The organism is Burkholderia sp. BCC1638, assembly GCF_902833195.1.
In the GTDB taxonomy this organism is placed as follows: Bacteria; Pseudomonadota; Gammaproteobacteria; order Burkholderiales; family Burkholderiaceae; genus Burkholderia; species Burkholderia diffusa.
Genome location: NZ_CADFEC010000031.1, coordinates 14,684 through 34,262 on the forward strand (window position 1 = coordinate 14,684; position 19,579 = coordinate 34,262).

Below are 19,579 nucleotides of genomic sequence, written 5' to 3' on the forward strand. Positions count from 1 at the left end.
GACTTCTCTTCAGGCGTATGCGGGCAGCCGCACGGTCACGACGATACCGCGATTGCCGGGCCCCGGCGCGAGCGACGCGCTGCCGCCGTGCGCCTGCGCGATCTCGCGGACGATCGCGAGACCCAGGCCCGAGCCTTCGGTGTCGGCCGACACGCGGTAGAACCGCTTGAACACGTGCGGCCGCGCTTCGGCCGGAATGCCGGGGCCGTTGTCGACCACGTCGAGCACGACGGCGTCGCCGTCGCGCCGCGCGGCGACCGTCACGCAACCGCCCGGTTGCGTATAGCGCACCGCGTTGTCGACGAGGTTCATCACCAGCGCGGTCAGCAGGCTGTCGCTGCCCGCGACGTCGAGCCGTTCGCCGAGATCGGCGCCGAGGTCGATGTCGCGCTGCTGCGCGAGCACGATCGTTTCCTCCAGCACGCTCGATACGACGGCGGCGAGATCGACGCGATGCGTGAGCAGCGTCGACGGCGTCGCTTCCGCGTGCGCGAGCAGCAGCAGCTTGTCGGTCACGTCGGCCATCTTGCGGCTGCTGCGCTGCATGCTGTCGAGCACCGACGCGAGTTCCTCATCGTTGTGCTCGCGCTGCCGCGCATACTGGATCTGCGTATCGAGCACGGCGATCGGCGTGCGCAACTGGTGCGCGGCGTCGGCGATGAAGCGGCGCTGCGTGGCCGTGTGCGTATTGAGCCGCGCGATGCACTGGTTGATCGCGTCGACGATCGGCCGCAGCTCGTGCTGCAGCCGCTCCGGGCGAATCGGCTCCAGCTCCATTGGCCCGCGGTCGGCGACGTCGTCCTTCAGCTTCATCAGCGGGCGCAGCTCGAGCGTGAGGCCGAGATAGACCAGCACGACCGCGAGCACCAGCATCAGCGACAGGCGCACGAGCTGCGGACGCCAGATCGTCGCGACCATCGCATCGTGCGAGCGCGTCGTTTTCGCGACGACCACCGTGACCGTCTCGATCTTGCCCTCGTTGTACAGCTGGCGGTCGTAGACCACCGCGCGCAGCGGCACGTCGTCGACTGCCATGTCGTACAGCGTCGGCTCGATGCCGTGCCGTTCGGGCAGGGCGAGCGCCGGATTGCCGGCGAGCAGCCGCTCGCGGCTGTCGATCACCTTGTAGTAGACCGAATCGGCCGACGGCGACTCGAAGATCTCCAGCGCGGCGGGCGGCACGTCGGCCGCGAGATAGCCGTCGCGCCATTCGACGTCCTCGCCGATCGTGCGCGCGGACGCGACGAGCGCGCTGTCCTGCACGAGCCCGGCCGTGGTCCGCGCGGTGTCGTACGACATCGCGCCCGCGATCAGCACGAACACCGCGAGCGGCAGCAGCAGCCACCACAAGAGCCGCCCGCGCAGGCTGTGCGCCATTCCTTCTCCTCAATGCCGAACCGCGCCGGGGCAACCGGCGCGGTTCGGGCGTGTGATCCGATGCGTGCGCTGCTCAGAACGCGGCGGGGCGCCACTTGAGCAGGCGCTTCTCGAGCCAGGTCAGCAGATAGTCGGCGGCCAGCGCGACCACGGCCAGCACGATCATCGCCGCGAACACGCCGCTCGCGTTGAACGCGCCCTGGGCGGTGGAGATTAGCAGGCCGATGCCCTGCTTGGAACCCAGGAATTCGCCGACGACCGCACCGACCAGCGCGAAGCCGAAGCTCACGTGCAGGCTCGCGAGAATCCACGAGAGCGCGGACGGGATCACGACCGACGTGGTGATCTGCCGGCGCGACGCGCCGAGGATCTGCGCGTTCGCGATCAGGTAGCGGTCGGCTTCGCGCACGCCCTGGAACGCGTTGCCGAACACGACGAAGAACACCATCACGACGGCCAGCGCGATCTTCGATGCCATCCCGAGGCCGAGCGCGATCACGAACACCGAGCCCAGCACGACGCGCGGGATCGAGTTCGCGATCTGGATGTACAGGCCGAACACGTCGGCCATCAGCTTGTTGCGGCCGAGCACGATCCCGCAGATCACGCCGGCGACCGAGCCGATCAGGAAGCCGATCGTGGTTTCCTCGAGCGTCACCCAGACCTGCGTGAGCAGCGGCCCCTGCGACGTGCCGTTGACGAACCAGTCCTGGATCTGCGCGAAGATCAGCGTCGGCTGCGAGAAGAAGAACGAATCGATCCACTTGAGCCGCGCGGCGAGTTCCCAGCCGCCCAGCACGACGACGAGCACGGCGATCCGCAGGCCGATGATCAGTTGCCGGCGGCGGCGCAGCCGGGTTTGAGCGGCGCGCGACTCGTCCTCGAGCGACGTTGCCGGAATGGCGGTGGGGGGAAGCGTCATGTCGGTCATGCTCCTGTCCTGTCCTTGCTGCTGTCAGCCGATCTGCACTTCTTCGCGCAGGTCGTGCCAGATGTCCTTGGAAATTTCGATGAAGCGCGTGTCGTAGCGAATCTCCGACGTGACGCGCGGGCGCGGCAGGTCGATCTCGTACACGCGCTTGAGCGTCGCGGGGCGTGCGGTCAGCACGAACACGCGGTCGGCGAGCGCGATCGCCTCCTCGAGGTCGTGCGTGACGAACACGACCGAGCCCTTGTTCGCGGACCACAACTGCAGCAGTTCGTCCTGCATCAGCGTGCGCGTCTGCATGTCGAGTGCCGAGAACGGCTCGTCCATCAGCAGGATTTCCGGCTGGTTGATGAAGGTCTGCGCGAGCGCGACGCGCTTGCGCATCCCGCCGGAGAGCTGATGCGGGTAGTGCTTCGTGAACTTGTCGAGGCCGACCTTGCGGATCCATTCCTCGGCCTGCGCGTACGCGACGTCCTTTGAGCGGCCGCGAAACAGCGGGCCCGCCGCGACGTTGTCGATCACGTTGCGCCACGGGAATACCGCGTCGGCCTGGAACACGAAGCCGATGCGCGGGTCGATCCCGTCGACCGGGCGGCCCATCACGCGCACCTCGCCCGACGCCGGCTTGAGCAGGCCGGTGATGAGGTTCAGCGTGGTCGACTTGCCGCAGCCGGTCGGCCCGACGATCGCGATGAACTCGCCGCGCGCGACGTTCATGCTGAAGTCGCGCAGCGCGACGGTGGCCTTGCCTTCCGGCGAAATGAAGCGGCACGACACATTGCGAAACTCGATCGCCGGTGTGCTCGGGGAAACTGCCTGATTCATCGCATTCGTCCTGCGGGTGAGGAGGGCGCCGCATCGTGGCGACGCCGGGCCGGTCAACCGGGCCGGAACGGGGAACGCGCGGCGGCGGGATCGCCGCCGCGGGCGCCTGTATCGCTCTCGATTACTTCGCGTTCACGAAATCGTTGGTGTAGGTGCGCGCCAGGTCGATGTGCTTGCCCTTCACCGACGGGTTGAACGCCGACAGCACCTTCAGCACCGTCGCCGGGCCGTCGGCCGGCATCTTCGCGTCGGCCGTGTACATCGGCAGCGACGCCTTCAGCGCGGACACATACAGCGCCTTGTCCTTCTGGTAGTCGGCCGGCATCTTCGCGGCGATTTCCTCCGCGCTGTGCGTGTGGATGAACTGCATCGTCTTCGCGAACGCGTGCGCGAGCTTGGTCGCTTCGGCCTTGTGCGAATCGGCCCACGCCGACTGCACGTACAGGCTCGCGGCCGGATAGGTGCCGCCGAGCGCGGCGCGCGTGCCTTCCAGCGTGCGCAGGTCGACCAGCACCTTCGCGTCGCCCATCTTCTCGAGGGCGGACACCGTCGGCTCGGTCGTCATCCCGGCGTCGATGCGGCCCTGCTTGATCGCGGCGATGAAGCTCGCGTCGGCGCCGACCGGCAGCATCGTGTACTGCGTCGACGTCACCCCGTGCTGCAGCGCGAGATATTGCGTGAGGAAGCTCGTCGACGAGCCGAGGCCCGTCACGCCGAGCGTCTTGCCTTTCGCGTCGGCCATCGACTTGAAGGTGGGGGCGGCCTTGGTCGACACCATCTCGACCTCGCCCGGCACCTGGCCGAACACGGCGATCGCCTTCACTTCCTTGCCTTTGCTCTGCAGGTCGATCGTATGGTCGTAGAAACCGACGACGCCCTGCACGGCGCCCGCCAGCAGCTCGTTCTCGGCATCGACGCCGGCCGGCTGCGACAGCAGTTCGACGTCGAGCCCCTCCGCCTTGAAGTAGCCGAGCTCCTGCGTGAGCCGCGCGGGCAGGTAGATCAGCTTGGCGATCCCGCCGACCATGATCGTGACCTTGCCGCCGTCGTCGGCGAAGGCGGGGTGAGCGGCGAGCGCGCAGCTCAGGCTGGCTGCAACGGCGAGGGTGCGCAGGATGGGTCGCATCGGGGTCGTCTCCTTCGTTGTATTCGTTTGGCGCGATGCTTGCTGCATCGTCCTGACGAGTATAGGGAGACGAAACCTTCCGCTACCTTTCGCGGTCTGGCGATTCCTTTAGGGGTTTTCCAGCAACCTATGACAGCGAGGGGACTCGGAGGCGCCGGAGTTTGTGGCCGCAGCACGTGACTTCATCTCAAAAATTGCGTGTCGTTTTGAAGTTGGGTAGAAGAGAAATATTTCATTTCTCTTACGAGGCGCGTTGTCATGCGAGATGCACTGGGCCGCGACATGGTTCGTCTTGGTGACGTGACCGACCACGGTGGCAAAGTTGTCGAAGCAACCGACGAATTGAAGCACCGTGGGATTGCCGTATCGCTGGACGGCCACGGCGTGATCTGCCCGAAATGTGGTGGCGTTTTCCCGCTATTGGCGAGCGGCCCGCGCACGCATCGGGGTCGACGCGTGGGTTATCTCGGCGACAAGACCGGTTGCGGCGCCACCGTAATCGGCGCGTGAACGACGGGAGATTGTCAATGACAACACTCAATCAAGCCCGCACGCTGGCGATTTCCGGTGCGGCGCTGCCGACCTATGGCGTTGACGGTTTGCCGGTGTTTGCTCCGGCGCGCCTGCAAGGCACCGAAGCGATCGGTCGCATCGACACATGCCGCTATCTCGTCACGCTGCGTACCGATGATGCATACGCGTTCTCGCCGAGCGTCACCGCCAATCTGGATCTGGATCAGATAGTCGGCACGGAAGTGACCGTCTCGATCCAGCTCGAGGGCAAGGGGCAATTTGTTTCCGGTCTCGCGGGCAATGCGGGGCTCGGCAACATCGGCGCAGGCATACGCGAGATCACGGCGCTGGTTACCGAGGCGCGGGTCGCGGGCGCGGACCGCCACTCGATCCTGTACGAACTCGAACTGCGGCCCTGGTTGTATCGCGCGACGCTCACCCAGGACAGCCGGATCTTCCAGGACATGAGCGTGGTCGAGATCACGGACGCGGTGCTTGCGAAGTACCCGTACCCGGTCGACAAACGTCTGGCCGGCGCGTTCCACGGCCTCTACCCGAAGCGCGACGTGCAGCGCCAGGCGTTCGAGACCGACTGGGCCTTCCTGCAGCGGCTGTGGGAGGAATGGGGCATCTGGTGGTGGATCGAACACGACGGTGGCCACCAGCGGCTCGTGTTGTGCGATACGGTGGGTGGCCACCATTCGCACGGCGCGGCTTACGAGACGGTGCGCTACCTGTCGCCTGACGGCAAGCGAATCGATGAGGAACACATCCATGCGCTGTCGGTGACGAGCCGGCTGACGTCGGGCAGCGTGACGGTGGTGGATTACGACTACACGCGGCCGCGCGCGAATCTCACCGTCACCGAGGAGAGCCAGAGCGAGACCTCGTGCGCGGATGGCGAGATCTACGACTGGGGAGACTACAGCCAGCCGCTGGCGGGCTCATCCGGCCTCACGGGAGAAGCCAATCACACCGAGCAGGAGGCGCGGCACCTCGCGCGCGTGCAACTCGAAGCGAGGCGCTGCGCGGGATTGCGCGCCAACGGTCGAGGTAATCTCCGCGGATTGACGGTCGGCCGCACTTTCACATTGACTGGCTACCCGCAGCAGGCGGCGAATCGCGAATATTTGGTGGTGTCGTGCCGGCTCGACATCGAGGATGTGGGGGATCGCTCGGGCGCGGGGCAAGCGTATCGGTGCGAAGCGCAGTTCGAGTTGCTACCCGCGAATGAGCCGTTCCGGCTCGAACGTAGTGTCCAGAAACCGCGCCTGAGCGGCCCCGAAAAGGCAATCGTCGTAGGTCCGGCCGGACAAGAAGTCTGGACCGACCGCTATGGTCGGGTAAAAGTCCAGTTCAAGTGGGACCGCCAAGGCAAATTGGACGAGCACGCGGGCATCTGGTTGCGCGTGCTGTCGCCGTGGCAGGGCGGCGACATGGGGGCGACGCTCCTGCCTCGGATCGGCCACGAAGTGGCGGTGATGCACTACTACGGCGATCCGGACCTCCCGGTGATCGGAGGCAGCCTGGTGAACGCTTTCCGGCAACCGGCGCTGGACCAGCCGGCGAACCAGGCGGTCGCGGTGCTGCGCGGTCGCGAGTTCCATGGTACGGCATCCGGCCATGTCGCGATCGACGATACGCAAGGGCAGATCCAGACGCAGATTGCGAGCGATGCCGGCAGCTCGGTGCTGGCCCTGGGCAACCTCCGGCGCATCGTGCGGAAGACGGGCCGGGCAGACGCGCGCGGAAAGGGCTTCGATCTGCGTACCGATTACTGGGGCGTGGTGCGCGCGCTGATGGGGCTAGTCGTCTCGACCGACGGCCAGCCGAACGGTGCCGGCCAGGCGAAGGAAGTCAAGGCGGGGTTGGGACGATTAACGCGAGCGCGTGAGCTGCAGGAGAGCCTGTCTGGTCTCTCGCAGCAGCACGAGGCGCAGCAGCTCGGCGCGGATCAGAGCGAAGTCGCGAAGGCGATCAAGGCGCGCAACGATGCGATTCGGGGCGATGTGCCGGCGGGCGAGAACGACTTCCCGGAGTTGAAGGAACCGGATCTGGTGCTGGCGAGCGCGGCAGGCGTCAGCGTGGCGGCAGAGCGTAACGCTCACGTGGCGAGCAACGAGGACGTTGCCGTGACGAGCGGCCGTCACGTGGCGCTCGCAGTGGGGCAATCGTTGTTCGCGAGCGTGTCGAACGCGTTCTCGCTGTTCGTGCACAAGGCGGGGATGGCGCTGGTCGCGGCCGCCGGGAAGGTACGCATCGAAGCGCAGGCCGACGGCATCGACCTGAAAGCCAGGCAGTCGATTCGCGTGATGAGTACCGCGGACAGCATCCAGCTCCACGCGGCCAAGGAAATCGTACTGCACGCCGGCAGCACCCAAGTGCGCATCAGCGACGAAGGCTACACGGTGCGCACGGCAGGCGCGCACACGATCCATGCGGGCAGCCATCAGACGGACGGACCGCAGGGGACCGGTGGGGGCTTCCCGCCATTCCCGAAGTCCGGGCCGGGCCAGCTCGAAGTGTTGCGCCATTACGTGACGGATGCGCCGGTCGAGAAAAGCACCTTCACGGTCACCGACAGCCTGGGTGCCAAGCATAGCGGCACGCTTGATGCGTCGGGCCGAGCGGTCGTGAGTGGTTTGGCCCCGGGTGCGACCCAGGTGACATACGAACGCGATTCGCATGACTCGTGGGTCATGTCCAGCTATCTCAGACCACCCCGATGGCAGCCCGAAGGCGTGGCCTGATCTGAGCCGCCGTCGCCGCGTCTGACGCCCGATTTCGAATACGCAGAACAACACCAAGAACAACATGGCCAATCCATCGCACTCCCTTCCTTCCATCGACGCGGCGATCGTGCCGCTCGACCGCGTTCACTTCGCGGATCTCGAGGCCGGAGCGTCCAGCTTCGATAACTGGCTGCGGTCGGTCAGCGGCGGATACATAACGCTTGGCCGCATCAAGGAAGTGTCGGGCGCCCTGCCGGTGCTGGGCAATATCATCGCCGCTGTCGACGTATGTGGCGACATCTCGAAGCTGATCCAAAATCGCAGCATCAAACCCCGCTCGAAGGCCGAGGAAATCGAGCAAATGCTGGACTGGGCGAATCTGGCGATCAACCTGATCGGCGTGATGCCGGTGCCGCCCGGCACGGCCGCCGCGCGCATGTCATTGCGTCCGACGTTGGGGCTGGTGCGCCAGAAGGTCCGGCAGGGCGCGAAGGATCTCGCCACGGCATCGGTGACGATCATCGCGGGACATTTCACGGCCACGTTGATGGGGGATCTCGAGCCGTTCGTCGTGGAGGCGAAGAACCGGCTGACTGAACTCCTGAACGAAGCGGGCAAGGAGGCCGAGAAGCGCCTGACACAGTTGGCGAACGGGCTCGACGCGTTGGCGTCGGGACGCTTGACCGACCCGAACGAGAATCTGGCCTCTGCACGGCGGAAGGTGGCGCGCGTATCGGCCGACGCGCTGCTGCATGAGCCGGCCGAAACACTGGGTAACCTGTTTGGCGCGGTGTGGGACGTGTACAAGGCCGGCGCGAAAGCCGAAGCGAACGTGCTCGTATCGCTGACGCCGGCGCAAGCCAGGGCGGCGATCCACGAGCTGGCCGCCGATATCCGCGCGAGTATTCCGGACGTCAAGCGGCGGATTCACGGTTTGGCCGGCGAAGACGTGGGCACGGTGATGTACCTGCTCAATGTCCTGATCCGCGCGCTTCAGGTGAAGCGTCATGCCTTCGCGACGGTCGACAGCCGCAAGTCGAATCAGGCGAAACGCAAGGAAGGCGGACAACAGGTCACCAACGTCTCCGAGCAGGCAAACGCCCGCAAGCCCGGTCCGGGCTGCAGGTGCAAGCCCGGCCAGCCCCCTGCGCGGGTTGGCGGCGCGATCGGGCTCGCGCTTGGAGACGAATCGTTCACGCACACCGATTTCGTGCTGCCCGGTATCGTTCCGATCGAATGGATACGAACCTATCGCTCGAACTTCGGTGCCCATGATGAGCAGGGGCCGTTCGGTCCGCGCTGGACATCGCCCTATCACGCGGCGTTCGAGGCGCAAGGCGACGCGTTCGTCTATCACGATGCGTCGGGGCGCAGCCTCGTCTATCCGGCCCTGAGACCGGGTCAGCCGCATCGCGACCCGGTCGAGTCGTGCACGATCACGCGCGAATCGGGCGACCGGCTCCGCGTCGTGCGCGGCGAAACGTTGATCGAGACCTACGAGCGATACGGCACCCGGTTCGTCCTCGCCAGGATCGAGGACCGTTCGGGCAATGTGGTGGCGCTGACCTGGGCGAATGGTCTTCTCGCAACGATCGATGCGGGCGAGACCACCGCGACCGTGACGCACGACGCGACCGGCCGCATCACGCGCGTCGCGTTGATCGACGATGCGGGTGCGGTGATCCGCACGCTTGCACGCTATCGCTACGACGAAGCCGGCGATCTGGTCGAAGCAGCCGATGAGAACGACGCGTCGTGGAGCTACACCTATTCGCACCACCTTGTTACGCGTTACACGGACCGAGCCGGACGCGGGACGAACCTCGAATGGGACGGCACGCACCTGGACGCGAAGGCGGTGCGCGAGTGGGCGGACGACGGCACATTCGATACGCGGCTGACGTGGCACGACCGTTTGCGACTGACCTTCGTCACGGATGCGCTCGGTCATACGACGCAGCAGTACTACGACATCGACGGCTACGTGTACCGGATCGTGTATCCGGACCAGACCGAGGAATGGTTCTTTCGCGATGTCGCCAGGCACGTGACGCGTCACGTGTTCCCGGACGGCACCGAGGAATCGTTCACGTGGGACGACGCAGGGCATTTGACGTCGCATACGCAGCAGGACGGGCGGACCGCATATTACGTCTACGACCGTGGTGGCGACATGATCGGCTTGCAGGACTCGGAAGGTCATCGCTGGCAGCGGTACTACGACAGCAAGGGCCGTGTGACCGAGGCGACCGATCCGCTCGGGCGGGTGACGAAGTACGAGTACGGCCGCGCGGGCCTGCCGATCGCGATCACCGACCCGAAGGGCGGGACACGGCGGATTGCGTGGCGCGACGACGGGCAGATCGACAGTTACACGGACTGCTCGGGCAAGACCTCGACGTGGAAATACGACGAGCGAGGACGGATCATCCAGCAGCAGAGTCCGGCGGGCGAGGCGACGCGGTATGGCTACGAGGCAGGCCAGCTTGCGTGGGTCAGGCATCCGGACGGCAGTCGCGAGACGTTCGAGCGCGACGCCGAGGGGCGGCTGCTGACGCATACCGATGCACTGAACCGGCAAACGCGCTACAGCTACACGCAAGCCGGCCTGCCGGCCCGGCGGATCCATGCCAACGGCGATGCGGTGGAGTACGGCTGGGATCGGCAGGGACGGATCACGCTGCTGCGCAACGAGAACGGACGCGAGTACCGGTTCGGCTATGACAGCGTCGGGCGCGTTGTCAGCGAGACGGACTTCGACGAACGCGTTACGCAGTACTTCCGCCATTCAGGTAGCGGCGTCGTGACGAATCGCCTGTATGGCGACGTCATGGAGGCGTTCGAATACGACCCGATGGGACGGCTTGCCCAACGTCAGGGCTGGCCGGCGCAGTTCACCGATCGGGGGCAGGTGTTCCTGAAGCCGCAGGGCGAGGTGAAGATCGAGCGCGAGTCGTTCCAGTACGACGGGCTGGGCAGGCTGCTGCAGGCGAAGAACGGTCAGTCGACCGTACGACGCTTCTACGACCCGGTCGGCAACCTTGAGCGCGAAACCTTGAGCCTTGCGGTCGAGCGCGAAAGCTACGAGTTTGTGTGGCGGCACGAGTACGACGCGGTGGATGCACGGATTGCGACCATGCGTCCGGATGGCCGCCGGCTCGACTGGCTGGCGTATGGATCGGGGCACGTGCACGGCCTCGTGCTCGACGGCAGGAGCGTCGCGAATGTCGAGCGGGACGACGCGCACCGCGAGACGCTGCGCGAACTCGGCAACGGGCTGAAGCAGGCGACGCAGTACGACGAGGCGGGCCGGCTTGCACGGCAGACGCTGCAGGGCGCGGGCGGCAAGGTGGCGGAGCGCCGCTACCAGTACGACGCGGCGAGTCAACTGACCCAGATTGCGGACATGCGGCGTGGCGAGATCCAGTACGCGTACGACCCGATTGGCCGGCTCACGCGCGCGCAGTCGTCGCTGGGCGTGGAGACGTTTGCGTTCGATCCGGCGAGCAATATCGTGGACGCGACGGAGCGAGATGTGCACGGGATTGGCGCGCTCGGCGGGAGGCCGGCCGCGCCGCTGCTGGACAACCTGCTGAAGGAATATGCCGGCACGCACTACACGTACGACAAGCAAGGGAACCTGACGGCGCGCAAGCGCAACGGCGAGCGTACGACGTTCGGGTGGAGCAGCCTGGGCCGGCTGGTGACGGCGGAAAACCGGCACATGGAGGCGCGGTATGTGTACGACGCGCTGGGTCGGCGCATCGCGAAGCTGACGGAACCGCAAGTGCCGCATCTGATGAACGCGGGCAGCGGCTGGCGGGATGCGGAGCGGCGTCGGCTGAAGCAGGAGCACGGCTATGGGCTGACGTTGTACGGCTGGGACGGCGATACGCTGGCGTATGAGACGTCGTGGGACAAGCGCGAGACGACGCACTTTGTGTATGAGCCGGGGAGCTTCACGCCGCTGTTGCGCGTGACGGGGCCGGCGGTGTTGGGGGATGGGGAGAACGAAGCTCCGGAGCTCACATCGCTGGCGTACTACCATTGTGATCAGATCGGCACGCCGCAGGAGTTGACGGACGAGGCGGGTGAACTGGCGTGGTCGGCGCGCTATCAGGCGTGGGGCGAAGCGCAGGAGGTGATCAGCGAGGCGGCGCGCAAGGCGGGGATCGCGAATCCGCTGCGGTTTGCGGGGCAGTACTTTGATCGCGAGACGGGGCTGCATTACAACCGGCATCGGTACTACGATCCGGGTAGTGGGCGGTTCGTTAGCAAGGATCCGATCGGGCTGGCCGGTGGCTTGAATGCGTTCCAATACGCGCCGAACCCGATCGAATGGATCGATCCACTTGGATTGAGCAAGTACATTCCTGCGCCATCGAGTTTGCCCGGCTTCCCGGATGCCGTGCGCGTAAAACCGAAGACGCCGGTGCAAGGTGGCGGCGGATTACGAAAGCGTTGGAAGCGAGCAAACGGATGCATTTGCGAGTGGGACTCTCAGCACGGCGAAGTTGAAATGTACAACAAGCGAGGAAAGCACATGGGTGCATTTGATCCCGAGACGGGCGAAGCTATATCTGGCAAGGGAGTTGACCCAGCAAGGACGATTGAGCCATGAGTGAGGAAAACGTATATCGCTATATTTCGGTTTTTGAAAAGGATGGCGATGCGCATGTGAGGGATATTTCTTTTTCAAGCGCACCCACTCTTAATTTGCTTCAGAAGATATTTTTGGATGGTGCTGATGATCCAATGTGCGATGAGTATGCTATAGATGCTAATAAGGCGCTACAGCTCGCACCCTTCGTGAGGGAGGAATTTGATCTGAAGAGGTTTGAATATTTTCTTTCTTGCGATAGTTGCGCGTAGAAGTCGATCCAGCAAGGGCCGATGAAGTGATCTTTGCTGTATAACAGGTATCGGTATTACGATCCGAACTCGGGCGGTTCATTGGCAAGGACCCGATTGGCCCACTCGCGGAAGCAACGTATTCCAGTACGCGCCGAATCCGATAAGCTGGATTGATCCTCTGGGTCTGACGTCTAAAACGCCTCCGGCTTGTGGATGCTTGGATTGGTCAAGGGCCAATCCAAGGACAGGAGAAACCGCACCTGAGCATGTGATGCGACATGGAGAGGACATACCTAATAGGCAAGTCCCACACGGCGTTTTTACTGACGATCCGATTGCAACAACCAATGCGGCATGGGATAAGGCAGTTCAACAAAGGGGTTTCTCCAACCGTGGGGCCAAACGGTAACTTGGTTTATGACATTCCTTATCCGGAAGTGGGTTTGCAGGGAGGGATTCCAGGGGCTGCGGCGGGACATCCGATACTGGATAGCGTTCGAATCGTGACTAGCCCGGGCGGGGCGAATAAGGTGGTCACGTCGTTTCCTAAGTGAGGATTTTATGGAAGAAAGATATTACGTGGTTGCGGCATATGATGCCGGGTTTGGGCATGGCGATGAGCTGCATTTGATTAAGTTGTCTGATGGTCGTGTTATAGGGTATTCATCGCAGTTTGATAGCTGTACGGCTGATATGGCTAATGCATGTATGGAAGAAAGTGCCTCTCATGCCAATTGGCTTGGTTGGGATGAAGCGTGGCAGTGGCGAGCGGCGACACTCGAAGAAATCAAGGCGTTAAAGTTGGATAAATATCTGATAGGTTCAAAAAAAGATATGAAACTCAACACACCCATTGAACCACTCTGACGAACTAAGAGCCACGTGAGCGGCTCTTGATGTTAGCGGGGTTGCTGGCAATCCGCTCAGATGGTGATGTGCCGATGCGAAACGGCGTCGGCTGAAGCAGGAGCACGGCTATGGGCTGACGTTGTACGGTTGGGAAGCGATACGCTGGCGTATGAGACATCGTGGAACAAGCGCGAGACGACGCACTATGTGTATGAGCCGGGAAGCTTCACGCCGCTGTTGCGTGTGACGGGGCCGGCGGTGCTGGGGGATGGGGAGAACGAAGCGCCGGATCTCACGTCGCTGGCGTACTACCATTGTGATCAGATCGGCACGCCGCAGGAGTTGACGGACGAGGCGGGTGAACTGGCGTGGTCGGCGCGCTATCAGGCGTGGGGCGAAGCGCAGGAGGTGATCAGCGAGGCGGCACGCAAGGCTGGAATCGCGAATCCGCTTCGGTTTGCGGGGCAGTACTTTGATCGTGAGACGGGGCTGCATTACAACCGGTATCGGTACTACGATCCGGGTAGTGGGCGGTTCGTTAGCAAGGACCCGATTGGGCTCGCGGGTGGGATCAACGTCTACCAGTACGCGCCCAATCCGGTAGGCTGGATTGACCCGCTTGGGTTGAATTGCCAAACTGGTCTTTCATCTCGTGCCGCTCGCCGTGAGGCGATGCGTCAAGCTGGAATTCCGAAAAGCCAGCAACCTATTAGCCAATCGCGGAATGCCTCTGGTCGGGAGTACAGGTATGAGGTTCCGCAATCGGGTGGTGGAACGGTGCAAGCCACTGTCCAGCAGCAAACGATGGACGTAAGCCACCTGGACGCCCCTCATTGGGAAGCAGGTAAGGTGAAGGTTGATCCTATTTCCGGTGAAACTAGGATGAACGACTACGGTAGGCCTAAGATCGCAAACCCAAAAGGCAAAGCGTACTACGGAGGGTGTAATGAGTGATTTTGACACTCCCGCGCGCCGGAGAGAGTTGCTGTACCGACGCGCAAACGGGAAAAAAATCTTCAGCAGCTATCTTAAGAAGGTGGCTGAGCTTGCTCCATCGGCTGGTCAGGCAGATCTAATTTCACTGGAGTCGACGGAAACTTTATTAGCGGAATTTAACGCTTGTAGGCTTGCGCTTCACGAACTTAAGAGACGCATTTCCCCGTCTGGGATAGGGCTGGTTCTGTCGAACATAAGCAAAACATACAGGGATGGCGCCTACGTCTTGATCGACGAGGACTGGATGTATTGCGGTGCATTACGGATTGCTGAGCCACACATCATCAATCGAACATTTAGATTCGGTAGGGAAATCGTCAATGATCTGGTATTCATTTCCTGCGGCATGGAAAAAGCGATAAGCTTGGATTACTTTGAGATGAATGGCAGTGCCCTGATCGACGTTGTCGAATGGAGATAATGGCGCTAACTGCACTATAACCGGCATCGGCACTACGATCCGGGTAGTGGGCGGTTCGTTAGCAAGGACCCGATTGGGTTGGCGGGTGGGATCAACGTCTTCCAGTACGCGCCGAACCCGGTACAGTGGGTGGATCCGTTGGGGTTGGCTCGGTCTGGGCAATGGGTCAACGTTGGAAACGGTCGCATAAGAATTGATCCGCCACATGTGGAAAACACGAACCAACAGACGCATGCTCACTGTCAATGTAAGTCACGCAAGCAAGAGATTGTTGTGAACAAGGATGGAAGCCAAAGCCATGGATCACGCGGAGCTGTCTCTGGGTTGACACGAACAGAGAAAGAATATTTGCGGAGTGAGGGTTTCGAGCTATGAGAGATCTTGGTGAGTTGAAGATTTTTGGAACAGTTGCAGGTAGCGACAAGTCTCTAACATTGGATGAAATATCTGTACTTGCCAATGCGGAAGTTATACGTGCTCTGGGCGTCTTCCTGATTAACGCTGCCTACGAGATGGATTCCAACGATGTGGAACATGTGCATCTGCAAGATGCGATATCGAACTTTTCGTACGAGAGTCACGTTGATGTAATCGCCATCAACCAAGACAAAGTGAAGTCGCTTGACGGTTAGAGCAGGACTTCATCGGACTAACAAGCGATCAATACGCCCCTAATCCGACGGAGCGAGTTTGTCCTGCGTGGAAACCAGCATCCAGTACGCGTACGACCCGATTGGCCGGCTCACGCGCGCGCAGTCGTCGCTGGGCGTGGAGACGTTCGCGTTCGATCCGGCGAGCAATATCGTGGAAGCGACGGAGCGAGACGCGCACGGGATTGGCGCACTCGGCGGGAAGCCGGCCGCGCCGCTGCTGGACAACCTGCTGAAGGAATATGCCGGCACGCACTACACGTAAGACAAGCAAGGAAACCTGACGGTGCGCAAGCACAACGGCGAGCGCACGACGTTCGGGGGGAACAGCCTGGGTCGCCACTTACCGCCACCCCACCAGCACCCGCCCCATCGCATCCAGCCCCATGTCGAACAGGTGCGCCACGAACGGCACGAGGTTCGGGATCATCAGTTGCACGAGCAACAGCCCGACCAGCATCGTCACCGGAAAGCCGATCTGGAAGATGCCGATCTGGGGCGCCGCGCGGTTCAGGATCCCGAGCGCGAGGTTCGCGATCAGGAGCGCCGCGACCACCGGCAGCGCGAGCAGCAGCCCCATCTCGAACACGGTCGCGCCGAACGCGGCCAGCGTGCGCCAGCCGGGCGCGTGCAGCAGGTCGGCCGACACCGGCAGCGACTGGAACGACGCGGCCAGCGCCGCGAATACCTGCAGGTGGCCGTCCACCGCAAGGAACGCAAGCATCGCGATCGCGTTCAGGAAACGGCCCATCGCCGGCGTAGCGCCGTTCGAATGCGGGTCGAAGAAGGTCGCGAAACCGAGCCCCATCGACAAGCCGATGAAGTCGCCGGCCGCCTCGACGGCCGCGAACACGATCTGCATCGTGAAGCCCATCGCCGCGCCGATCAGAAACTGCGTGACGACGATCCAGATGCCCTGCGCCGAGAACACGGTGACGGCCGGCATCGCGCCGAGCGTCGGCGCGACGACCAGCGCCATGAACGCGGCGATGCCGATCTTCACGCGCACGGGCACCGCCGCGTGGCCGACCACGGGCGCCGTCGCGACGAGCGCGAGCATCCGCACGAACGGCCACAGGAAAGCCGTCAGCCAGCCGTTGAGCTGCGCGTAGGTAACCGAGAACATCGCGGCGGTACGGAGCTTGGCGTGCCGCTCAGCCGGCGCCGAGCGTCGCGACGTGCAGCAGCGTCTGCCGCAAGTAGTCGAGCATCGTCGTCAGCATCCACGGGCCGGCGATCACGAGCGTCGCGGCCACCGCGAGCAGCTTCGGGATGAACGACAGCGTCGATTCGTTGATCTGCGTCGCGGCCTGGAACAGGCTCACGACGAGGCCGACCGCGAGCGCGACCAGCAGCAGCGGGGCGGCCAGCAGCAGGCCGACCATCATCGCCTGGTGCGCCAGCGTCATCACTTGTTCGGGCGTCATCGCGCGCTTCCTCCGCTTACGTGAAGCTCTGCGCGAGCGAGCCGATCAGCAGCTGCCAGCCGTCGACGAGCACGAACAGCATCAGCTTGAACGGCAGCGACACGGTGGACGGCGACACCATCATCATCCCCATCGACATCAGCACGCTCGCGACGACCATGTCGATGATCAGGAATGGGATGAAGATCGTGAAGCCGATCTGGAAACCGGTCTTCAGCTCGCTCGTGACAAACGCCGGCACCAGCAGCGACAGCGGCACGTCTTCCGGGCCCTGCATCGGCGCGGCCTTCGAGATCTTCGCGAACAGCGCGAGATCGGTCTCGCGGGTCTGCTTCAGCATGAAGCTCTTGAACGGCGCGACGCCGCGCTGCACGGCCTGCTCCATCGGCATCGCGCCGTCGGAGAACGGCTTGTAGCCGTCTGCGTACGCGCGGTCGAGCACCGGCGACATCACGAAGAAGGTGAGGAACATCGCCAGGCCAACCAGCACCTGGTTCGGCGGCGTCGTCGCGGTGCCGAGCGCCTGGCGCAGCAGCGACAGCACGATGATGATGCGCGTGAAGCTCGTCATCATCAGCAGCATCGCCGGCAGAAACGACAGCATCGTGAGCAGCAGCATCGTCTGCACGCTCAGCGAATAGGTGGTGCCGCCGTTCGGGCCCGGGCTGGTGTTGAACGCGGGCAGGCCGGCCGCCTGCGCGCACGCGAGCGCGGGGGCTAGGCCGAGGATCAGCACGGGCGCGAAGCGCGCCGCGTGACGCAGGAATTCGTGTTTCATCGAGATGCGAATACGGAAAGAGGGCGCGACGCCATGTCAGCGGTCCTTGCCGCGCCCGAAGCGCTTCGCGGCTTCGCCCGCGAGCGCGTCGCGAAATCGCGCGCCGAACGTGCCGGGCTGGCCGCGTTCGTCCGATGCGGCCCCGGCGGGGGCGTCGGCCGAAGCCGGCGCCGTCGTGACCGCCGCCGAGCCGGCCGGCAGCGTATGCAGCAGCCGCACGTTGCCCGGCGCGACGCCGAGCACGAGCCAGGTATCGCCGATCTCGACGATCGTCGCGCTTTCCTTCGCGCCGAGCCCGACGCTCGACACGACCTTCAGCGGGCCGCCGCGCCGCGCGGGCTGGAACCCGAAGCGGCGCGCGAGCCACGCGCAGCCGAACACGAGGCCGATCACGACCGCGAGCCCGACGAGCGTCTGCAGCACCGCGCCGACGCCGAGCGACGGCACGGCCGAGCCGACCGTCACGCTCGACGCGATGGCGCCGGCGTTGTTCACCGCGTTCATGTCGGCGGCGCCGGCCGGCGCGCAGACGAACGACGCGGCGATGGCCAGTGCCGCCACGCTCGGCAAAAGGCACGCGCCGCGGCCGGACTTCACGACGTTCACCGATTCAGCTTCCGGATGCGTTCGGCCGGCGTGATGATGTCGGTCAGCCGGATGCCGAACTTGTCGTTGACGACCACGACCTCGCCCTGCGCGATCAGGCAGCCGTTCACGAGCACGTCCATCGGCTCGCCGGCGAGGCCGTCGAGTTCGACGACCGAACCCTGCGCGAGCTGCAGCAGGTTGCGGATCGCGATCTTCGTGCGGCCGAGCTCCACGGTCATCTTGACCGGGATGTCGAGAATCATCTCGATGTCGTTGTGCGTCGAGCTGGCGGCGGCCTTCGACAGCGGCTGGAACACGCCGGCGCCGGTCGCGCCCGCCTGCACCGGCTGCTGGTTCTGCTCGGCCAGCGCGGCGGCCCAGTCATCCAGGCTCGACTCTTCTTCCGCCGCGGCGGGTGCCGCCGGCACGGCCGCGGCCGATTCCGCGAGCGCCGCGTCGGCGAGCGCCTGCGGGTCGAGTTCGGGCGTCGGGTTCAGCTCACTCATATCCACCTTCCTTCATCGTGTCGCCCGCGCTGATCATCTTCTGCACGCGCAACGCATATTGACCATTGAAAATGCCGTAGCCGCATTCCATCACCGGCACGCCGTCGACCTTCGCGGTGATCGTGTCCTCGATCTCCAGCGGCAGCACGTCGCCCGCACGCAGGTTCAGGATCTTCTCGAAAGTCGACGGGATCTCGGCGAGATTCGCGCTCAACTCGACCTCGGCCGACTGCACCTGCTGCGACAGCACGCGCACCCAGCGGCGGTCGACCTCGAGCGCCTCGCCCTGGATCGGCGACGCGAGCACGTCGCGGATCGGCTCGACCATCGAGTACGGCATGCAGATGTGCAGCGTGCCGCCCGTCGGCCCGAACTCGATCGAGAACTGCGTGACGATCACGATCTCGTTCGGCGTCGCGACGTTCGCGAACTGCGTATGCATCTCCGAGCGCACGAATTCGAACTGCAGCGGCCGCACGCTCTTCCACGCGGTCGTGTAGTGCTCGAACACCAGGTTCAGCAGCTTGCCGATGATCCGCTGCTCGGTGGCCGTGAAGTCGCGGCCCTCGACGCGCGTGTGAAAGCGCCCGTCGCCGCCGAACAGGTTGTCGACGACGAAGAACACGAGGTTCGGGTCGAACACGAACAGCGACGTGCCGCGCAGCGGCTTCACGTGCACCAGGTTCAGGTTCGTCGGGATCGGCAGGTTGCGGGTGAACTCGCTGTACTTCTGCACCTTCACCTGGCTCACGGAGATTTCCGCCGTGCGCCGCATGAAGTTGAAGATGCCGATCCGCAAGAGGCGCGCGAAGCGGTCGTTGATGATCTCGAGGCCGGGCATCCGGCCGCGGACGATCCGCTCCTGCGTCGCGATGTTGTAGGGGCGGACGCCCGACGTGTCGCGCTGCTCGTCGACCGAATCGGTTTCGCCCGTGACGCCCTTGAGGAGGGCGTCGACCTCCTCCTGGGACATGAACTCCTGGTGGCCCATGCGCGCTCCTTGTCCGGC

Annotated in this window: 19 protein-coding genes and 1 pseudogene; 10 read left to right on the forward strand and 10 right to left on the reverse strand. The window is 64.0% G+C overall.

Translation table 11 applies throughout. The features are described from left to right. Positions 1-9 precede the first annotated feature (9 nt). The 4 genes from HWX22_RS26305 to HWX22_RS26320 all read right to left on the reverse strand — a co-directional run bounded on the left by HWX22_RS26305 (position 10) and on the right by HWX22_RS26320 (position 4,256). Positions 10-1,377 (reverse strand): sensor histidine kinase, encoded by a 1,368-nt coding sequence (locus tag HWX22_RS26305; protein WP_175916697.1) that lies wholly within the window; start codon positions 1,375-1,377, stop codon positions 10-12. Between the two features lie 73 nt (positions 1,378-1,450). Further along, a complete protein-coding gene (locus tag HWX22_RS26310) occupies positions 1,451-2,308 on the reverse strand; it encodes an ABC transporter permease (RefSeq protein ID WP_107938093.1) in 858 nt (285 codons plus the stop codon). 24 nt (positions 2,309-2,332) lie between these two features. Then, the gene (locus tag HWX22_RS26315; protein WP_059531344.1) at positions 2,333-3,130 is read right to left on the reverse strand and encodes an ABC transporter ATP-binding protein; all 798 of its coding nucleotides are present in this window, start codon (positions 3,128-3,130) and stop codon (positions 2,333-2,335) included. 121 nt (positions 3,131-3,251) lie between these two features. Beyond that, the gene (locus HWX22_RS26320) at positions 3,252-4,256 is read right to left on the reverse strand and encodes an ABC transporter substrate-binding protein (RefSeq protein ID WP_059690698.1); all 1,005 of its coding nucleotides are present in this window, start codon (positions 4,254-4,256) and stop codon (positions 3,252-3,254) included. Between the two features lie 258 nt (positions 4,257-4,514). On the opposite strand from HWX22_RS26320, the gene HWX22_RS26325 reads away from it, so the two are divergent. From HWX22_RS26325 to HWX22_RS26370, 10 genes and pseudogenes are all read left to right on the forward strand, one after another. Continuing rightward, entirely contained in the window at positions 4,515-4,766 is a 252-nt protein-coding gene (locus HWX22_RS26325; protein WP_082725317.1) for a PAAR domain-containing protein, read from the forward strand. Positions 4,767-4,783: 17 nt separating this feature from the next. Beyond that, positions 4,784-7,519, forward strand: a complete 2,736-nt coding sequence (gene tssI, locus HWX22_RS26330) for a type VI secretion system Vgr family protein (RefSeq protein WP_175916698.1) — start codon at positions 4,784-4,786, stop codon at positions 7,517-7,519. 64 nt (positions 7,520-7,583) lie between these two features. Next, the gene (locus tag HWX22_RS26335) at positions 7,584-12,122 is read left to right on the forward strand and encodes an RHS repeat-associated core domain-containing protein (RefSeq protein WP_175916699.1); all 4,539 of its coding nucleotides are present in this window, start codon (positions 7,584-7,586) and stop codon (positions 12,120-12,122) included. Beyond that, the gene (locus HWX22_RS26340; RefSeq protein ID WP_175916700.1) at positions 12,119-12,373 is read left to right on the forward strand and encodes a hypothetical protein; all 255 of its coding nucleotides are present in this window, start codon (positions 12,119-12,121) and stop codon (positions 12,371-12,373) included. The genes HWX22_RS26335 and HWX22_RS26340 overlap by 4 nt, the downstream gene beginning before the upstream one ends. 543 nt (positions 12,374-12,916) lie before the next feature. Beyond that, positions 12,917-13,222, forward strand: coding sequence for a hypothetical protein (locus HWX22_RS26345; protein ID WP_175916701.1), 306 nt, complete (start codon positions 12,917-12,919; stop codon positions 13,220-13,222). A gap of 118 nt (positions 13,223-13,340) precedes the next feature. After that, positions 13,341-14,158, forward strand: a pseudogene (locus HWX22_RS32290) (RHS repeat-associated core domain-containing protein); the annotation flags it as partial. After that, complete coding sequence (locus HWX22_RS26355; RefSeq protein WP_175916702.1) at positions 14,151-14,621, forward strand: hypothetical protein; 471 nt, start codon at positions 14,151-14,153, stop codon at positions 14,619-14,621. The pseudogene HWX22_RS32290 and the gene HWX22_RS26355, both read left to right, overlap by 8 nt. A 9-nt stretch (positions 14,622-14,630) precedes the next feature. Further along, entirely contained in the window at positions 14,631-14,996 is a 366-nt protein-coding gene (locus HWX22_RS32075; protein ID WP_244135292.1) for an RHS repeat-associated core domain-containing protein, read from the forward strand. After that, on the forward strand, positions 14,993-15,253 hold the full coding sequence (locus HWX22_RS26365) for a hypothetical protein (RefSeq protein ID WP_175916689.1): 261 nt from the start codon (positions 14,993-14,995) through the stop codon (positions 15,251-15,253). Before HWX22_RS32075 ends, HWX22_RS26365 begins: the two co-directional genes overlap by 4 nt. Before the next feature lie 67 nt (positions 15,254-15,320). Beyond that, on the forward strand, positions 15,321-15,536 hold the full coding sequence (locus tag HWX22_RS26370; RefSeq protein ID WP_175916703.1) for a hypothetical protein: 216 nt from the start codon (positions 15,321-15,323) through the stop codon (positions 15,534-15,536). A 78-nt stretch (positions 15,537-15,614) separates the two neighbouring features. Here HWX22_RS26370 and fliR read toward each other — a convergent pair whose 3' ends face one another. The 6 genes from fliR to fliM are packed head-to-tail and all read right to left on the reverse strand — an operon-like array spanning position 15,615 to position 19,561. Further along, positions 15,615-16,397, reverse strand: coding sequence for a flagellar biosynthetic protein FliR (fliR, locus tag HWX22_RS26375; RefSeq protein WP_175916704.1), 783 nt, complete (start codon positions 16,395-16,397; stop codon positions 15,615-15,617). A gap of 28 nt (positions 16,398-16,425) precedes the next feature. Further along, positions 16,426-16,698 (reverse strand): flagellar biosynthesis protein FliQ, encoded by a 273-nt coding sequence (fliQ, locus tag HWX22_RS26380; RefSeq protein ID WP_006750427.1) that lies wholly within the window; start codon positions 16,696-16,698, stop codon positions 16,426-16,428. A 16-nt stretch (positions 16,699-16,714) separates the two neighbouring features. Then, positions 16,715-17,476, reverse strand: a complete 762-nt coding sequence (gene fliP / locus HWX22_RS26385; protein WP_059465943.1) for a flagellar type III secretion system pore protein FliP — start codon at positions 17,474-17,476, stop codon at positions 16,715-16,717. A gap of 36 nt (positions 17,477-17,512) precedes the next feature. After that, complete coding sequence (fliO, locus tag HWX22_RS26390; RefSeq protein ID WP_175907843.1) at positions 17,513-18,082, reverse strand: flagellar biosynthetic protein FliO; 570 nt, start codon at positions 18,080-18,082, stop codon at positions 17,513-17,515. Then, positions 18,079-18,570: a flagellar motor switch protein FliN gene (gene fliN, locus HWX22_RS26395; RefSeq protein WP_059531336.1), complete on the reverse strand. Its 492-nt coding sequence runs from the start codon at positions 18,568-18,570 to the stop codon at positions 18,079-18,081. Before fliN ends, fliO begins: the two co-directional genes overlap by 4 nt. Further along, positions 18,563-19,561 (reverse strand): flagellar motor switch protein FliM, encoded by a 999-nt coding sequence (gene fliM, locus HWX22_RS26400; protein ID WP_059531334.1) that lies wholly within the window; start codon positions 19,559-19,561, stop codon positions 18,563-18,565. The genes fliN and fliM overlap by 8 nt, the downstream gene beginning before the upstream one ends. Between the last annotated feature and the right edge of the window lie 18 nt (positions 19,562-19,579).